Below are 17,113 nucleotides of genomic sequence, written 5' to 3'. Positions count from 1 at the left end.
GCCTCAGTCCCATGGAATTCAGGACAAAGGCCGCCTAATTGGTTTTTCATTTTTTGTACTGTCTACTTGACGGGGTGTAGTTCAGCAAACGGGGCAACCTTTTTCTGATTGAACCGCCGTTTCGGCAGCCGGGACTTTGCCTCACAGCTCCCGTACCGATTCGCGGTAAACCAGCCGCGTATCCAGCAGAACCAGCTCGCCGCCGGCCGCGGGCTCCTCGATCAGCTCGAGGATTTTGCGCGCGCCCATGACGCTCAGCTGCTCGATGGGCCGCTTCACCGTCGTTAGCGGCGGATTCGTGTAGCGCGAAAACCCGATGTCGTCAAAGCCGACGACCGAGACGTCCGTGGGAATCCGGAGCCCCGTTTCCGCCGCGGCTTTCATCGCGCCGATCGCCATATCGTCGTTGCAGCAAAACACCGCGGTCGGCCGCTCTTCCAGCGACAGCAACCGGTGCATGGCGAGATAACCGCTCTCCACGTCATAGCGGCCCTCCGCGATCCACTCGTCCCTGACCGCCAGGCCGGCCGTCTTCATGGCCCGCAAATAACCCTCTTGGCGCTCGAGCGTCGACTTGTAGCCGGCAATCCCCTCGACCAAGCCGATCCGCGTATGGCCGCCCTTGATCAGATGCCGCGTGAGCTCATAAGCGCCTTCCTTGTCATTGGACACGAAATTCGCGACGCCGTCGTCGCCGATGTTCCGGTTCAGCACGACGAGCGGAATTCCCTGCTCCCGCACGTGCCGGATAAACGCATCGTCCCGCTCGCTTTGGCTGATCAGGATGATTCCGTCAAACCGCCGGCGGTGAACCGAAGCGTAATCCTCGAAATCGTCGATCCCCCGCAGGAACAAATTGTATTGCACGCCAATCCCCTGATTGACGCCGCGAATCGCCTCGGCCAGGAAGCTGGAGGACGTCCCGTTCACCATGCTCGTAAAAAACAGGCCGATCGTATGCGAGCGCTGGAGCACCAAGCTTTTGGCGTTATAGTTCGGCACGTAATCGAGCTGCTTGGCGATCTCCATGATTTTGCGTTTGGTTTCTTCCTTGATGAGCGGGCTGTTGTTCAGCGCCCGGGAGACCGTCATATGCGAAACGTTCGCCAGACGGGCAATATCTTTGATCGTTGCGGACATAAAGAAGCTTCAATCCTTTCGTTTACTCCGGAAAAGCAAAATACCGCTTGGCATTATCATAGCAAATATCGGTGACGATCCGGCCGAGCAGCTCAAAGTCCTCGGGCGCTTCGCCCCGGTCGACCCAATCGCCAAGCACGTCGCACAGCAGGCGGCGGAAATATTCGTGCCGCGTGTACGACAGGAAGCTCCGCGAGTCGGTCAGCATGCCGATGAATTGGGCCAGCACGCCGAAATTGGCCAGCGTCTTCATCTGCTCGATCATGCCGTCCTTGTTGTCGTTGAACCACCAGGCCGTGCCGAATTGGATTTTGCCAGCCACGCCGCCGCCCTGGAAGCTGCCCATGATGCTGGCTAGCGAAGAATAGTCGTTCTTATTCAGCGAATACAAGATCGTCTTCGGCAGCCCCCCATCCCGTTCCAGAGCGTCAAGCAGCCCGGCCAGCGCTTCGGCCACCGGGCCGTCGTTGATCGCATCGTAGCCCGTATCCGGTCCAAGCCGTTTGAACATCGCCTTATTCGTATTGCGCAAAGCGTGGATATGCAGCTGCATCGCCCAACCGCGAGCCGCATACTCCTTGCCGAGGAAGCGCATCGTATACGACTTGTACTTCCGTTCCTCCAGCGGCGTGACCGCCCCTTTGCTCAGCGCCTTCGCGAAAATCTCCTCCGCTTCTTTCAGCGTCGTCTCGCGGTATTCCATCGTATCGAGCGCATGGTCGGAAACCCGGCCGCCGGCTTCATGGAAGAAGTCGATCCGTTCGCGCAACGCTTCGAGCAATGCGCCGTAATTCGCGATCGGCTTGCCCGTAGCCGCCTCCAGCTTGCCCAGCCAAGGCTTGAACGTGTCCCGGTTGATCTCCAGGAACTTATCGGGACGGAAGCTTGGCAACACCGCCGTATCGAAGCCGTCCAGCTCTTTAATCTTAAAATGGTATTCCAGCGAGTCCGCCGGGTCGTCGGTCGTGCAAACCACGGTTACCTTCGACTTCGTAATCAGGTCCCGTGCGCCGAAGCCTTCGCCTTGCAGCTTGGCATTGGCTTTTTCCCAAATGGCCGGAGCCGTCCGCTCGTTCAGCAGCTCGGATATGCCAAAGAACCGTTGCAGTTCCAGATGCGTCCAATGGTACAGCGGATTGCCCAGCAACTGCGGAACGACTTTGGCCCACGCGAGAAATTTGTCGTAATCGTCCGCGCCCCCGGTAATTAATTCCTCGTCCACCCCGCACGCGCGCATCGTCCGCCACTTGTAATGGTCGCCGCCCAGCCAGGCTTCGGTGATGTTGCGGAACGTTTTGTTCTCGTAAATCTCCTGCGGATTGAGATGGCAGTGATAGTCGATAATCGGCAAGTCCTTGGCGTATTCGTGGTACAGTACCTCAGCCGTGTCGCTGTTCAGCAGAAAATTTTTCCCCAAAAATTTCTTCGCCATATTCCTCATTCTCCCTTCGATATGTTCCTTAATAAATCTGTCATGTTCACGTTAACATCATTCTGACTGATTCTTATTGTAAACGTTTCCCCCTAAAATGCAAGGAGATTGGGTTCCTTGTCTCCTCTTTCCCAACAAAAAAACCGTCCTCAAACGGCATCAGGCTTTGCCGCAAAGGACAGCTTTATGTCGAGACGCCGAACCGCTCATCCCGCCTTCTTCTCAGTGCGTCTTGAAATCGAACGGATTCGTACCCGGAGGCAGCAGCTTGGCAAACGGGAAATGATATTCCGGAAAGCCAAACACATAGGGCAAATAGTCGTACAGCTGGAAAAAAATCGTCACGCCCTGATCCTTCACATAATACGCCGGGTTCGGGCCGATCGTCTGGAAGTTGCCGAAATAGCCTTCCGTTTGCTGCAGCTTCCGGGCGATTTCCGGATCGACGATGCTGCGGTAATTCGGGTTCGCGCGAAGCACCTCGTCCAAGGTTAACAGCTTCCCGTCGCTGAGACGGAACGTCAGCCCCTCCCGGTAGGTGATCCCGTGCGCGCCGCCGGTGTAGGAATACATATCCTCATAAAGGCTAAGCACCCCATCTTGGTTATACGTCACCTTGTAGGTACCGACGTATTCATAAGGATTCCCGCTCGGCGTGGACGGCTGGCTGGCCTTGGCTTCCTTAAGCGCGTTGGCTGCAAAAGTCTCCGCTTTGTCCTTCAACAACGTATTGATTTTCTTCTGGACGGATTTTCGCTTTAACCCGCTTACCTGCGGATAGTCGACTTTAATCGAGGCCTCGGGGATTTTCTTCTCGATCGTGTGGTTGGTAATCCGAACGCCGTGTTGTTGCCGCGGCGCCGTCGTCGCCGTACCCGCGGATTTGCTCAGCTCGACTGCCGTTTGCGGCGTCGCCGCGGCCGGAACGACCGCCATGCCGGACACCATCAGGCCCGCGGTCATCAGCGAGGTCACCATTTTTACCGTATTGGGTTTCATTCGTGATCGCCACCCTTTATATTGGATACCTAAATTATGGCCCGGGTGGTCATTTTTCATGTACGAAAAACAGCGCCACGGCCGCTCCCCGTCAAAGGGAAGCGCCGCGGCGCCGGTTGCCTCGGATCAGGGGCGTTTACTCCCGTCCGCTCTTCAATTCCGTCCAGAAACGGTCGTACAGCTGCAACTGTTCCCCCACGTCGCCAAGCCATTCGGTGCGGGACAACTCGTCCGCCGACAAATTGATCATTTTGTCGTTCAGGTATTCTTCGCTGTGGAACTCCGTCGCTTTCGTGTTCGGATCGCTGTAGCCGATCGATTCGTAGTTCTTTGCGCTGACTTCCGGATCCAGCATGAAGTTGATGAACTTTTCGGCCAACTCCTGATGCTTCGAATCCTTCGGAATCGCGTAATTGTCCGACCAGATCGTGCCGCCTTCCTTCGGAACGACGTAAGCCACGTCCGGATTATCCTGGGCAATGTATGAAGCGTCGCCGGACCATACCGTGGCGATCCAGCCCTCTTCCTGAATCATTTTCTGCTTGATGTTGTCGGTATCGAAGGCCAGCACGCTAGGCAGCAGGCTCTTCAGGTCCTCCACGGCTGCCGTGATCTCCGCTTCATCGGAGGAGCTGTTGGAATGCCCGGCTTTTTTCAGCGCCATGCCGATCATTTCCCGGTTGTCGTCCAGTAAAATGACCTTCCCCTTGTACTCGGGATTCCACAGGTCTTCCCAGCTGTCGATCTCGTCCTTAACGTATTTTGTATTATAGGCGATCCCCGTCACCCCTGACGTATACACGATAGAGTATTTGTTTCCGGGATCATAGGACGGATTCTTGTAAGCCTCGGATACGTTCGCGAAGTTCGGAATATGGCCCATGTCGAGCGGTGCCAGCAAATCCTGCTTGATCATCGTGGCCACCATGTAATCGGAAGGCTGAATCAGGTCGTACCCGCCGCCGCCCGCTTTGATCTTTGCCAGCAGGTCTTCGTTGTTGGCAAATACGTCATAGTTGATCTTCACGTCGAATTCTTTCTCGAACTGCTCCAGCACTTCCTCGTCAAAGTTATCGGCCCAGCTGTAAATGTTCAACGTCTCCTTCGACGACCCGCAGCCGGACAGCAGCCCGGTCAGCATCATTCCCGCCAGCACGAGGCCGGCCCATTTCATTTTTTTCAATTCCCAGTCTCCTTTCTCTTCGTAAAGATCGCGAATATTGTCTAGAAGTTTAAAACGGCAGCATCGACTTTTTCTTCTGGCCTTTGCCGCGGTTCAGCATAAATTGCGCCAGGAAAATCAAAGCGACGGTCACGACGATCAAAATAGTGCAGAGCGCGTTAATTTCCGGGGAAATACCCCGTTTGACTTGCCCGTAGATATAAATCGGCAACGTTGTCGAATTCGGGCCGCTGACGAAGAAGCTGACCATGAAGTCGTCCAGCGAGAGCGTAAACGCGATCAGCGCCCCGGAAATGATGCCGGGAGAAATTTGCGGCAGCGTCACGTAGCGAAACGTTTGCCACGCGCTGGCGCCCAAATCCTGCGCCGCCTCCTCCAACTGGCCGCCCATGCCGGACAGCCGCGTCGTGACGACGACGTACACATAGGACATGCTGAACGTGATATGAGCGATGATGATCGTCATTTTGCCCAGCGGCATGTTCAGTTGATTAAACAACACAAGCAACGACAACCCCATGATGATATCCGGGATGATGATCGGCATGTACAGGAGTCCGCCCATGCCGGTTTTGAACTTGCGTCCCAGCTTGCGCATCGCCAAGGCGGCCAGGGTGCCGAGCACCGTGGAGACCGCCGTGGAGATAACCGCAACGGTTAAACTGTTGCTCAGCGCCTCCATCACATGGCGGTTATCGAACAGCGAGAGATACCACTCGAAGGTAAACCCGCTCCAATCGGCGGCAAGCCTCGAACTGTTAAACGAATACGCCACGATAAACGCGATCGGCACGTAGATGAAAATCATCATCAGCAGCGTATGGAGCCCGAGCAGCGGATGATTGTTCGCCTTCATGAACGCACCTCCTTCGCCGTCTGATACCTCGAAGTCATCGCCCGGTTAAACAGCGCGATCAGGATCAGCGAGGTAATCACGAAGATGACCGAAAGCGCCGAGCCGAACGGCCAGTTGCGGGCGCCGAGGAATTGGCTTTGGATGATGTTGCTGATCATCGCCGATTTCGCCCCGCCGAGAATGTCGGTGACGACGAACATCCCGGTCGTCGAGACGTACACCAGCACCGCGCCGGTCGTGATCCCCGACTTGGTTTGCGGCAGCGTGATATGCCAGAACGATTTCCAGCCCGTCGCGCCAAGGTCGCTGGCCGCTTCGAGCAGCTTCTTGTCCATCTGCTCCAGGGCGACGTAGATCGGCAGCACCATGAACGGAATAAAGGTATAGACCATGCCGAGCAGTACCGCGCCTTTGGTATACAGCATCTGCAGCGGCTCGGAAATCAGGCCGGTGCCGATCAGCAGTTCGTTAACGATCCCCTGCGTGCGCAGCAGCAGCACCCAGGCATACGTACGGATCAGGAAATTGATCCAGAACGGCACCGTAATGAGCACAAGGCCCCAGGTTTGCATTCTCGGGCCAGCGTTAGCGATATAGTAGGCCAGCGGATAACTCAGCAGCAGGCACAACGCGGTTGTAAGTACGGATAACACGATCGTATCCCAATAAATACCCAAATAGAGTGAATCGAAAAACAGCGCATAGGAATCCAGGTTGAAGTCAAGCACCACATTGCCCAAATCATCCCGGCCCATGAACGAGATCCCGACGACGATCAGCATCGGAACGACCAGAAACAGGCATAGCCACAGGAACACCGGTAGCATGCTCAAGCTTGATCTTCTCATGATCCGATGATCACCTCATCCTCCGGATTCCATTCCACCCCGACCGCTTCGCCGATTTGCCAAGGATGGTCGTCGTCCGCGCCAAGCACGATCGATACGCTCATCGGCTCGTTATCGAGCTGAACGACCAGCTTATGGACGCTGCCCAAATAGAGCACGTCCAATACTTCGCCGCTCTGTTTGGCACCGCCGGCTTCGCTGCCGCGAACGGCCCGCAGCTTCTCCGGCCGTACGGCAAACAGCTGGCCGTCCCGCGTGAAGATATTGTTTTCGCCGACGAAGGTCGCGGAAAACAACGTGGCCGGCTGTGCGTAAATTTCGCGCGGCGAGCCGATCTGTTCGACCCGGCCCCCGTTCATGACGACGATGCGGTCGGACATCATCATCGCTTCCTCCTGGTCATGCGTCACGTACACGAACGTGATGCCCAGGCTGCGCTGCAGTTGCTTAAGCTCGGCCTGTAGGCTTTTGCGCAGCTGCAAGTCCAGCGCGCCAAGCGGCTCGTCCAGCAACAGCACCCGCGGCTTGTTGGCGATCGCCCGCGCGATCGCGACGCGCTGCTGCTGCCCGCCGGACAGCTGATGCGGATAACGCTTGGTAAACGCGGTCAGTTGCGTCATCTCGACCGCCTCCCGTACGCGCTCCTGCTGCTGCCCCGCCGGCATTTTTTTCATTTTCAGCCCGAAGGCGATATTGTCTTCCACCGTCATATGAGGAAACAAAGCGTAATGTTGAAAAACCAGGTTCAAATCCCGGCGATTCGGCGGCAAATGCGTCAGGTCTTGTCCATCCAGCAGAATTTTTCCTGCGGTCGGCTGCTCGAACCCGGCGATCATGCGCAAAATCGTCGTCTTGCCGCAGCCGCTCGGGCCCAGCAAGGTAAGGAATTCCCCTTCCTTTATCGTGAGCGAAAGCGGATGCAAGGCGACCTGTCCGGCAAAGTGCTTTTCCACCGCGGCCAGTTCTATCATCTTTGCATCAACTCCTTGAAATTAAATCCAAGCCATATTAAGAAAAAAAAGCCATATCCATTGGTATGGCTTTAGCAGGTCGAACGATTCATTTTTTCGCATATTCACTATACCTTGTTTTGGCGCGGGTTACAATAGTTTTTGTGACAATGTTAACTAACAAGTGCACACTAATGACAAGGTATTTTTAAGGCTATTATCTAAAGAATTCAATTATTTTTGATTAATTGCTTTGGAAACATGAAGGGGCTAACACTTAAAAATTTGTGTACTGAAACATTTTCTTTCCAGATTCGTTAGTAGTTACGAGGTGATTAGCATGAATTTGAAAAATAGTAAATATATAACCTGGATTATTATGGTCTTGATTACTGGCTGTATGCATAATACTTACCCGGACACCATAAATCGATCAGATAATTCAACAAAGGTGAACAATACCACCACATTGCCAGTCGAAAAGGGGAGAGCAAGTATGACTAAAAAATTTAAAACCTTCTCCACTACTATTAAGAAAAATGATTATTTACTTATAAATTTCGGCTTACAAAATGTATCGGGAATGAATTTATCAATCGCACAAGGTTCACAGAAATACGAAAAAATTATTACTAACAAAAATAATGAAGAGGTATATAAATATTCGAATAACAAAGTTTTTACACAGAAACGAATAGAATTTGAGGTAGAAAAGAATGCAAAAATGATGTTTACTGAAAAGTGGATTTTTAAAGGGCAGCCGAAAGATGTATATAATATAAATATTAAAATGATAATTCAAAAAGTTAATGAATTAGAGGATTGGTCTTCTGATGAATTATCTTGCAGTTCTACAGTTAAATTATAAGGCTTTACGAGATTTAGCTGGAATCATTGAAATAAGCAATCTAACTTCGTTACGATTCAAATTTTGAAAGGGCCCCATTTTTGAATTATCAAAAATAGAGCCCTTTAAATTTATTTCTTATTGAATAAGATAGAGACCACTTAGATTAAGATCGTTATATGACGTCCAAAGAGGTGTATACAAAGAATATTTCCCATCATCAATGTATTGGTTTTCTTTTATTGTAATAACCTCCGTATTAGTACCCGCTAATTTGAAGGTATAGGATTGTTTTTGCGTGTCCCAAGCATAATCAGTCAAAACCGTGCCTCCGCTATCCCCTTGAAGATTCGGCGAATAATCAGCAAAAACAAGGCTTCTAAGATATCCATAGGATTCCTCACCAACCCAGACATCTACTCCTGAGTATCTAATCTTTCCAGAGTTGAGCCCGCCAGAAGTGGCTCCCCTCATGTACACAGTATCACCAACAAGGTCTGAGACATAAATTCCAGTGATAGGAGTCATATCACTTCCAGATGGGTATGGAACATACGGCATAGGCTCCTTTGTTATTTACTACGTCTACTACATATTAAGTTTTTTAAAGAGTACTCCACCTGGTTATTTCAACTCATACATCACGGTCAACTTCGTTTGAATAGAGTTAAGCATCGTCCCGGATTGACCTGGTCCCTTGCCCCCGGCGCCGGACTGTCAAAGTTGGCAAGCGAGCGGGTACAGTCGTAGCTGTCAGGTCGATGCGCCCATCAGGTTTTCAGTCGCACTCAAGCCGCCCCAGCGGATTAGGTTCTTCCGTCAACGCGGAACGCGCCGCGAGCCAGCTGGGGTCTTCGGAATAGAATGCATTGCGAAGGTAAGCCCATGTGAGCCGCTGGATCAGGGCGACTCGTTCGGGGTTCTCGTCCGTCGTTTCCGTGACGGTGTACCCGGGGATTCCGCCAAGCGAGTGTTCTGCCCCGAACAGCGTGAGCAGGCACTTGCCGTTGCCGCCTGGACTTAAGAAGTACGGGTCGGCAAACCAGTCCGGCCCCCGAGTGGACAGCAGGGACTGGTCATGGTCTCCCGCGACCACGAGGGCCGGCGTGGTCATGTCCGCGAAGCTCGGGTGCATAAAGGGGAAGTGCTCGGCTGCGAACGGAGTCAGGTCGGCTCCGCCCTGGCCAGGCGTGGCAAGCAGTACACCCGCTTTGATCCGCGAGTCGGACATGTCCTCTCCCGCTCCGCCCTCGGGATCGAGGACTCGTGCGCCCAGCAGCATGCTCGCCGTCTGGCCGCCCCAAGAGTGCCCGGCCACGGCGATGCGTCCTCGATCGAGGCGCCCGCTAAGGCCGGGAACGGAAGCTTCAATGAGATCAAGCTGGTCAAGAATGCGCTTCATGTCCTCGACTCGGAAACGCCAAATCAGCGGTGTGCGGGGATCGTCAGGAGAAAGGTTCAGCGTCCTCGAGTCGAGATGGGTGGGCTGAATGACCACGAAACCGTGAGCAGCCCAAAAGTCGACCAACGGGGCGTAGCCGTCCAAAGACCAGCCAAATCCATGAGAGAAAACAATAACAGGCAATTCGCGCCCAATCGCAGGTGCAGACACTCGCACTTGCAGATCCTCCCCACGGCCCGGGGCGGGCAGCACTACCGGCTTCATCGAGACGATTGGAGTGTGCGAACTAACTTTGATTTCCATATTAAATGTTCCTTTCTTAAAGAAAAATTGGCCACGCTTTAGGTTGATATGTCAACCTAAAGTCACTGTAGCATATTGTGGTTGATACGTCAACCGTGTTATGATGTTCCCATGGATAAGAATGAGCTGAACGAAGAGGAAATGCGAATATGGCATATGTGGAAAGGTTCCTTTCATAGCATCTTCGGTCGCGTCATAAAAGACATGTCCGAGCACACAGGGCTATCGGAGGGCGATTTCGGAGTATTGGATCGGATGGACCTTTTAGGTAACGGCAGCCTTCGCCAACAGGAATTAGCCGATTCGATGAACTGGGATAAGAGTCGATTGTCCCATCATCTGACGCGGATGGAAAAGCGCGGACTTGTGATGAGGAAACCGTTAGATACGGATCGCGGCGTTCAAGTCATCATCACTTCCGCTGGAAAATCAGCATTGGATGAGGCCCGTCCCATCGTCTCAAAAGCCATACGCAAATATTTCCTTGATCAATTAACCGACCAAGACATTGAGTCGATTACTAAACTGGCCAAAAGAACAAATCCAGGATATTCATAAGAAACGTCTATCGACTGATATCTTAACCCCCCCTCCCCCCCGCCGGCGGCGAGGGGGTTTTTGTCGTGCAAATCCATACAGGGAGGGGGAAGAGACTGAAATATATAAACTTCCGAGTCACTTATAGGTTGCGTAAATATAGTTCGACGGTGGACAGGGTCAATTGCGAAGGATTAACCTGTAGTGAGGTTAGTACACTGCATTCTTATCCTAATCCATATCTCCTTCGACTTTCGTCCGACATAAGCATACAACACTTATGTCCGGCAAAAGTAGGAGGTGAGTGTTTGGCCGACAAGAAAATGGGGCGTCCAACCGACAATCCAAAGCCTAACAAAATTACAATCAGAATAGACAACGATACGCTTAAAAAACTGGATGATTACTGTAAAAACAATGATATTGAGCGTTCAGAAGGCGTTAGGCGAGCTATTCATAAGTTGGACGTAAAAAAATGAAAAGAAGCGGCGCGCTCTCCACAAAGAACCACGCCACTTCCCATACGCAATCACCTAAAAGGCCATCTGCATAAATATCCTATCATGTGCGGTCCGTCCTTTCAAAAAATTGCAAAAAGCAACAAAAGGGTGAAGCATGTAAAAAGTATCTTGGAAGAACTCTTCAGCGGTGGTATTTACCCCGATGAATCATTTCAAGAAACCCGGAATACCGTCCATTAAATCGTAAAATATCCGATAAGATGATGATGTGGAGAGATAAGCTGTCCGAACACGATTTCCAAGAGCTCGAAGAATTATTGGACTTACGATCCCAAGCCGACTCCATGCACGCCGAAGCATCTTTTATGTATGGTTTTAAGCTTGCCTCCTGGATCATGATTGAAGTGATGACCGGGAAAGAGGAGCTTGAGCGTTAGTAAGATAAAGGCTGCTTATAATAAGTGAGAACGATACCATTGTGGTACTATAGATGGAACAATAAACTAAAGAACCTCGATGGGCCTTAGACCTATCGAGGTTCTTTTTTAGGTAATCATCGGAGTAACTGTAATGTTCAGAAAATAACCTGCGTCCAGGCGAGAATTATATACGAATAATCGAATAGAATTCACCTTTTCCCGACGATTTCGACGGAATGTATATGAAATATCATACATAATTGTGCCTCAGGAGGTCGTAATCCGGTAATCTATATGAAAAATCGAATTGAATTCACCGTTTTTGACGTGATCGACGAATTGTACTCGAAAAATCGAATAGAACACGTCTTTCGACCGTAGATATCCGGAAGCCGATATTCAACCGAGCCTCGGGCGTGCAACCGCGGCGACGGCTTCCACCTCAATCAGCAGCTCATCGCGAATGAGCCTTCTGACTTCAACCGCCGAACTTGTCGGAGGATTGCTTGTATTAATGTATTGATCTCTAACTTCTCGCACGACCGCTATCTGGGAGATGTCAACCAGGAAAAAAGTCAGCTTTATTACATCCGCGAACGAAGCTCCTTCTGCTTCCAAAGCAAGCCGGATGTTCTCAAAGACTTGCCGGGTCTGGACGGACAGGTCCCCTTCCCGACTAGCTTTCCATCTCTATCCAAAGCGATTTGACCGGAAAGATATAGCATTCTCGCGTTCTCGACCTCCGCGATATGCGAGTAACCGAACGTGGGAGGTAGCGTTTCGGGACTGGTTAATCGGATTGATTTATTCGTTTCCATCATCTTTCTCCTCCTTTTATTCTTTCATCGGGGATGTTGTCGACAGAGAAACGAAAGAAATCTGAGCGGCGCTTCTCAGTCCGGGACGTTATTAAATAATAGTTTAGCACGTATATCTGCATTTATTATTGGTTTCTCTGAAATATAATTCGCACAAAAAAGCTGCCTCCGACAAACCCTCGGAGGCAGCTCCAGCTAGTGTGGATTATTTCAACTCATACATCACGGTCAACGTCGTTTGCAGGTCGATTTCTCCCGGCTGCACCGGCGTGCTGACCGCCGAATCCGCTGCTGCCATCTCCATCATCTTGTAATTTTGCGTGAATACCGGCGTGCCCGCGCTCGCTTGGCTGATGCTCAGCACAATGCCAAGCTGGCGGCCGGCCGCCTTGGAAATCGCCGCCGCTTTTTTATTGGCGTCATCCATCGCTTTTTGAATTACCTGCTCCTGGTATTGGTCCGGGTTCTCGGTGCTGAAACGGATGTTGTCGATCCGGTTCGCCCCAGCCGAGGAAGCCGCATCCAGCAGTTGGCCGACCTTCGTCAAATCGCGGTACGTCACCTCCAGCGTATGCTGGGCGGAATAACCCTTGATTTGTTGGCCGTCCTTGTCGTTATACGTGTAATTCGGCTGCACGTAGAATTGGCCGGTTTGAATGTCCTTATCGGCGATGCCCCACGTTTCCTTCAGCACTTTCGTCAAAGCAGCCACTTTAGTGGCGTTGGCGCTTTGCGCCTCCTTCGCCGTTTTCGCCTCGGTGACTACGCCCACGGACAAGTAAGCAACGTCCGGCTTTACGGACAACTCGCCGCTGCCGACGACAGTGACCACGTTTTTCTGCATATCCCCGTCTGCGTACACCGGCGCCGGCGCGTTGATCGCACCGCTCAAAAACGTTCCTCCGGCAATCAACGATCCCGCAATCAAGACGGATGCAGCTGGTTTCAACCATGTTTTCATCATTCATGACCTCCAATGTTTGGATGATTTTAACTACTAAACGCACCCCAGGGACAAATGTTGCAGCCAACGCAAAAAAAGGATGAATCCGTTGCCAAAACGGACACATCCCCTTATTTGTTCAGGTAAAAACACGCGCTTATTGGTTCTCCAGTTCCTCTTTGCTGACCAAATTGATTAAAGCGTTTGCAGCCTGCTCGGCATCCGCACCCTCCGCGCTGATGTAAATCTCGGTGCCGGTACTGATCGCAAGGCTCATAATGCCCATAATACTCTTGGCATTTACTCTTTTATCGTCTTTTTCAACGAAAATTTCGGAAGAATATTTATTCGCTTCCTGTACGAAAAGCGCAGCCGGCCGGGCGTGGAGCCCCGTTTTCAAACGAACGGTAACCGGGTTTTTAACCATGAATTACTTACCCCCTATACGAATTCAATCAACAACATCACATTCGTGGACATTATAATTTATATCATTATAGCATACAGAACGTGCAAGACACTAGCTACAAAACCAGTTTAGCTTCCGCGAATTTTTTCCGCCAGCTCGTCGATCTTGCGCAGCCGGTGGTTTACCCCCGATTTGCTGACCGTTCCTTTAAGTAGCTCGCCCACTTCTTTTAGATTCATATCGGGATGGGCCAAGCGTACCTCGGCGACTTCCCGCAGCTTATCCGGCAAGTTCTCCAGGCCGACTTCCTTTTGCAGCAGCTTGATATTGTCGATCTGCCGAACGGCGGCGCCGATCGTCTTGTTCAAGTTGGCCGTTTCGCAATTGACGATGCGGTTGACGGAATTTCGCATGTCGCGCATGATCCGCACGTCCTCGAATTTGAACAGCGCTTGATGCGCGCCGATAATGCTCAGCAGCTCGATGATTTTTTCGCCTTCTTTGATGTAAAAAATAAAGCCCTTTTTCCGTTCGATGCAGCGTGCGTTCAGATGGAATTCGTTCGCCAGATCGACCAGCGCCTTGCAGTGCTCTTCATACATCGAGGCAATCTCCAGGTGGTAGGACGAGCCCTCCGGATTGTTGACCGACCCCCCGGCCATGAACGCCCCGCGCAGATAAGCCCGTTTACAACAGTTTTTCCGGGTGAGCTCCGGATTAATCCCGGAGTTAAAAATAAACCCCTCGGAAACGATCTTCAGCTCCTTCAGAATTTCCTGCACCCGAGCCGGAATCCGTACGATGTAGACGTTGTTTTTCTTGAGGCGCATCTTCTTGCGGACCAGCAGCTCCGTATGAATTTGGAAATGCTTCTTCAGCAAGGAATATATTCGCCTTGCGATCGCGGCGTTTTCGGTAGAGATATCCAAAACGACTTTTTTGTTCGAAACCTGCACCGAACCGTTCATCCGGATCAGCGCCGACAATTCGGCCTGCTCGCAGCAGGCGGAAGCTTCGACCATGGTCAGCTCTTTTTTGGTTTGCGCCGCAAATGACAAGGGACTCACCTCTTTCGTAAAATCCAGTTATTCACCAGTTGATAAATGTGATGGCTTAGTTTATCGGCATCATGCCGCAAGTAACGGCGGAACAAGACCAAGGTATCCGCAATGACCTTGTAGCCTTGGCCGGTGACGTTGTCCCAGTCGACCTGGACCGGCTTCGAGCCTTTTTCGGCATAGAAGTCCTGCACTTGCGGGGGAATCTCTCCGTCGTTGACGATGACGTAATCGAACAGATGCTTCCCGACGTGGTTATATACCGCCTGCAGGTGGTCGCTGACCGTGTAGTCGTCCGTTTCGCCGGGCTGGGTCATGACGTTGCATATGAATATTTTGATCGCCGACGTATTTTCCAATACCGCCTCGGCCAGTTTTGGCACGAGCAGATTCGGAATGATGCTGGTATAAAGGCTGCCCGGCCCGATCAGGATCGCATCGGCCTGACGGATCGCTTCCACGGCTTCCGGCAGCGGCTCGACGACCTCCGGTTCGAGGAATATACGCTTGATTTTGCCCCGTACCTCGGGAATCTTCGATTCCCCGGTCACGATCGTACCGTCCTCCATTTCCGCGTGCAGCACGACAGCCTGACCGGCCGCCGGCAGCACGCGCCCCCGGACGGCAAACACGCGGCTAAGCTCGCGGACCGCGGTCACGAAATCCCCCGATATATCCGTAATCGCCGCTAAGATTAAATTTCCCAAACTGTGGCCGGCTAGACCCGATCCCGCCGCAAACCGGTAGTTGAGCATATCCGATAAAAGCGGTTCGACGTCGGCCAGCGCCGTTAACACGTTGCGTATATCGCCGGGTGGCGGCATTTGCAATTCATTGCGCAAGATCCCGGAGCTGCCTCCATCGTCGGCTACGGTAACTATAGCCGTGATATCGAGCGGTTTCTCTTTTAACCCGCGAAGCATGACGGACAGTCCCGTTCCCCCGCCCATGACGACGATTCGCGGAACTCTTGTCTCCTTAGCCCGATGTATCACTTATGGTTCACCTCTTAAAGTGAGTGTTCAAAAAAGTCGGGTAGATGACTTATTGAACTACCTCTTAAACTCGAGTCCGCTTGGAAACGCAGGTTTACCGGTCCCGGCCCTCGTCCCGATGGCTGACGCGAACCGTTTCCGTTTCGCTCGTGCCGAGCATCCGGCCCAAATATTCCGCGATGGCTACCGATCGATGTTTGCCGCCGGTGCAGCCGATCCCGATGATCACCTGGCTTTTGCCCTCTTTGTGATATTGCGGCAGCAGAAAGTGCAGCATATCCAGCAGCTTGGTCAGGAACGTTTGCGTTTCCGGCCACTTCATAACATATTCATATACATCGCTGTCTTGTCCCGTGTGCGGACGAAGCTGCTCGATGTAATGCGGGTTCGGCAAAAAACGCACGTCGAACACCAGGTCGGCGTCAATCGGAATGCCGTATTTAAATCCAAACGAGGTAATGTTCACCGATAGATTGCTGCTCTCCAAATGCGAGAAGCGGGAGATGATCTTCTCCTTCAGTTGCCCCGGTTTCATATTGCTAGTGTCGATGACCTGCGTCGCCGACATCCTCAGCTCATCCAGCATTTTGCGCTCCAGCCGGATGCCGTCGAGCGGCATGCCCTCCGGCGCCAGCGGGTGACGGCGGCGGCTCTCCTTGTACCGCTGCACGAGAATCGAATCGGTTGCATCCAGGAACAGAATTTCGCACTTGATGGTGAAATGCTCTTTGATGTAGCCCAGCGATTCGGACAACGCGGTAAAAAACTCCCGTCCGCGCAGGTCGATCACGAGGGCGACTTTGGCGATTTTGCCTTTGGATTGTTCGATCAATTCGGCGAATTTGGGAATCAGCACCGGGGGCAAATTATCCACGCAGAAAAACCCGAGATCCTCCAGGCTGCGTACGGCCAGCGATTTGCCCGCCCCCGACATACCCGTGATAATGATCAGATTGGCAACTGAATTCGTTTCCTTATCCGGCATCGTTGTTCCCTCCTCGCGAAATTCTCCTTGTCCCATCGTCGATACCCACACCATCCAATTTAAGGATTATCAATGATTAATAAGAGTTCAAAAAGCCAGGTTATCCGCACCAAAGAGGTTGAATGAAGCCGGGGATGCCCGGTAGCCCGGCTGCGTAACGGACCGTAGCGACCTTATTTGCCCATTTCCCGGCTATTTCCCGATGTAACGGACTCCAGAGACCTTATCGGGCGCTCAAGGCGGCTATTTCGCCGCTTTTGACCGAAATAAGGTCTCCTCGGTCCGTTAGAATCGGAAACTATCCTAAAGCGGGCCAATAGCGTTTCTGGTGTCCGTTAGCTTGCCGGAAGCTGTGCAGGAAACCGGCTTCGGAAGCCTACGCCTAGACCCGGCTGAATTCAAGATTCGACGTCGAATCCGCTTCAGTGCCTCGCTTCGCGATGGAAAGATGACTTTTTGAACTTCCGTTTCAATAAAGGTTCAAAAGGTCAGGTTTTTAGCACCGAGAAGGTTGAATGAAGCTAGGGA

Annotated in this window: 18 protein-coding genes and 1 pseudogene; 4 read left to right on the top strand and 15 right to left on the bottom strand. The window is 52.1% G+C overall.

Annotated features, from left to right (window positions below; genetic code table 11):
• Nucleotides 1-141 precede the first annotated feature (141 nt).
• The 7 genes from ACQ4N8_RS26890 to ACQ4N8_RS26860 all read right to left on the bottom strand — a co-directional run bounded on the left by ACQ4N8_RS26890 (nucleotide 142) and on the right by ACQ4N8_RS26860 (nucleotide 7,429).
• Nucleotides 142-1,140: a LacI family DNA-binding transcriptional regulator gene (locus tag ACQ4N8_RS26890; RefSeq protein ID WP_430707435.1), complete on the bottom strand. Its 999-nt coding sequence runs from the start codon at nucleotides 1,138-1,140 to the stop codon at nucleotides 142-144.
• Nucleotides 1,141-1,162: 22 nt separating this feature from the next.
• Nucleotides 1,163-2,572, bottom strand: coding sequence for a glucuronate isomerase (gene uxaC / locus ACQ4N8_RS26885; RefSeq protein WP_430707434.1), 1,410 nt, complete (start codon nucleotides 2,570-2,572; stop codon nucleotides 1,163-1,165).
• Between the two features lie 222 nt (nucleotides 2,573-2,794).
• The gene (locus tag ACQ4N8_RS26880) at nucleotides 2,795-3,571 is read right to left on the bottom strand and encodes a DUF3298 and DUF4163 domain-containing protein (RefSeq protein WP_430707433.1); all 777 of its coding nucleotides are present in this window, start codon (nucleotides 3,569-3,571) and stop codon (nucleotides 2,795-2,797) included.
• Nucleotides 3,572-3,707: 136 nt separating this feature from the next.
• Nucleotides 3,708-4,745 (bottom strand): ABC transporter substrate-binding protein, encoded by a 1,038-nt coding sequence (locus ACQ4N8_RS26875; RefSeq protein ID WP_430707437.1) that lies wholly within the window; start codon nucleotides 4,743-4,745, stop codon nucleotides 3,708-3,710.
• Nucleotides 4,746-4,803: 58 nt separating this feature from the next.
• Nucleotides 4,804-5,610: an ABC transporter permease gene (locus tag ACQ4N8_RS26870; protein ID WP_430707432.1), complete on the bottom strand. Its 807-nt coding sequence runs from the start codon at nucleotides 5,608-5,610 to the stop codon at nucleotides 4,804-4,806.
• The gene (locus tag ACQ4N8_RS26865) at nucleotides 5,607-6,458 is read right to left on the bottom strand and encodes an ABC transporter permease (RefSeq protein WP_430707431.1); all 852 of its coding nucleotides are present in this window, start codon (nucleotides 6,456-6,458) and stop codon (nucleotides 5,607-5,609) included. The genes ACQ4N8_RS26870 and ACQ4N8_RS26865 overlap by 4 nt, the downstream gene beginning before the upstream one ends.
• Nucleotides 6,455-7,429: an ABC transporter ATP-binding protein gene (locus tag ACQ4N8_RS26860; protein ID WP_430707430.1), complete on the bottom strand. Its 975-nt coding sequence runs from the start codon at nucleotides 7,427-7,429 to the stop codon at nucleotides 6,455-6,457. Before ACQ4N8_RS26860 ends, ACQ4N8_RS26865 begins: the two co-directional genes overlap by 4 nt.
• A gap of 319 nt (nucleotides 7,430-7,748) precedes the next feature.
• On the opposite strand from ACQ4N8_RS26860, the gene ACQ4N8_RS26855 reads away from it, so the two are divergent.
• Nucleotides 7,749-8,276: a BsuPI-related putative proteinase inhibitor gene (locus ACQ4N8_RS26855; RefSeq protein WP_430707429.1), complete on the top strand. Its 528-nt coding sequence runs from the start codon at nucleotides 7,749-7,751 to the stop codon at nucleotides 8,274-8,276.
• A gap of 117 nt (nucleotides 8,277-8,393) precedes the next feature.
• Here ACQ4N8_RS26855 and ACQ4N8_RS26850 read toward each other — a convergent pair whose 3' ends face one another.
• Nucleotides 8,394-8,729: a hypothetical protein gene (locus ACQ4N8_RS26850; RefSeq protein ID WP_430707428.1), complete on the bottom strand. Its 336-nt coding sequence runs from the start codon at nucleotides 8,727-8,729 to the stop codon at nucleotides 8,394-8,396.
• 304 nt (nucleotides 8,730-9,033) lie between these two features.
• Nucleotides 9,034-9,960: an alpha/beta hydrolase family protein gene (locus ACQ4N8_RS26845; protein ID WP_430707427.1), complete on the bottom strand. Its 927-nt coding sequence runs from the start codon at nucleotides 9,958-9,960 to the stop codon at nucleotides 9,034-9,036.
• A 111-nt stretch (nucleotides 9,961-10,071) separates the two neighbouring features.
• Between ACQ4N8_RS26845 and ACQ4N8_RS26840 the strand changes: the two genes are divergently transcribed.
• The 3 genes from ACQ4N8_RS26840 (at nucleotide 10,072) to ACQ4N8_RS26830 (ending at nucleotide 11,395) form a co-directional block, all read left to right on the top strand.
• Nucleotides 10,072-10,518, top strand: coding sequence for a MarR family winged helix-turn-helix transcriptional regulator (locus ACQ4N8_RS26840; protein WP_430707426.1), 447 nt, complete (start codon nucleotides 10,072-10,074; stop codon nucleotides 10,516-10,518).
• 287 nt (nucleotides 10,519-10,805) lie between these two features.
• Entirely contained in the window at nucleotides 10,806-10,976 is a 171-nt protein-coding gene (locus ACQ4N8_RS26835; protein ID WP_430707425.1) for a CopG family transcriptional regulator, read from the top strand.
• Nucleotides 10,977-11,218: 242 nt separating this feature from the next.
• A complete protein-coding gene (locus tag ACQ4N8_RS26830) occupies nucleotides 11,219-11,395 on the top strand; it encodes a DUF6809 family protein (RefSeq protein ID WP_430707424.1) in 177 nt (58 codons plus the stop codon).
• A 381-nt stretch (nucleotides 11,396-11,776) separates the two neighbouring features.
• Here ACQ4N8_RS26830 and ACQ4N8_RS26825 read toward each other — a convergent pair.
• The 6 genes and pseudogenes from ACQ4N8_RS26825 to rapZ form a co-directional block, all read right to left on the bottom strand.
• Nucleotides 11,777-12,195, bottom strand: a pseudogene (locus ACQ4N8_RS26825) (RidA family protein).
• Between the two features lie 205 nt (nucleotides 12,196-12,400).
• Complete coding sequence (locus tag ACQ4N8_RS26820) at nucleotides 12,401-13,156, bottom strand: SIMPL domain-containing protein (protein WP_430707423.1); 756 nt, start codon at nucleotides 13,154-13,156, stop codon at nucleotides 12,401-12,403.
• Nucleotides 13,157-13,295: 139 nt separating this feature from the next.
• Nucleotides 13,296-13,565, bottom strand: coding sequence for an HPr family phosphocarrier protein (locus ACQ4N8_RS26815; protein ID WP_430707422.1), 270 nt, complete (start codon nucleotides 13,563-13,565; stop codon nucleotides 13,296-13,298).
• 110 nt (nucleotides 13,566-13,675) lie between these two features.
• On the bottom strand, nucleotides 13,676-14,605 hold the full coding sequence (whiA, locus tag ACQ4N8_RS26810; protein WP_430707421.1) for a DNA-binding protein WhiA: 930 nt from the start codon (nucleotides 14,603-14,605) through the stop codon (nucleotides 13,676-13,678).
• 5 nt (nucleotides 14,606-14,610) lie between these two features.
• On the bottom strand, nucleotides 14,611-15,555 hold the full coding sequence (locus ACQ4N8_RS26805) for a gluconeogenesis factor YvcK family protein (protein ID WP_430707436.1): 945 nt from the start codon (nucleotides 15,553-15,555) through the stop codon (nucleotides 14,611-14,613).
• Between the two features lie 139 nt (nucleotides 15,556-15,694).
• Nucleotides 15,695-16,585 carry an RNase adapter RapZ gene (gene rapZ / locus ACQ4N8_RS26800; protein WP_430707420.1) on the bottom strand — a complete coding sequence of 297 codons (891 nt, stop codon included), beginning with the start codon at nucleotides 16,583-16,585 and terminating at the stop codon, nucleotides 15,695-15,697.
• Nucleotides 16,586-17,113: the final 528 nt, after the last annotated feature.

It is taken from the genome of Paenibacillus macerans (assembly GCF_050565405.1).
GTDB lineage: Bacteria > Bacillota > Bacilli > Paenibacillales > Paenibacillaceae > Fontibacillus > Fontibacillus macerans_B.
Note: the sequence above shows the minus strand (reverse complement) of the source record. Positions and strands in the feature narration are given on the sequence as shown.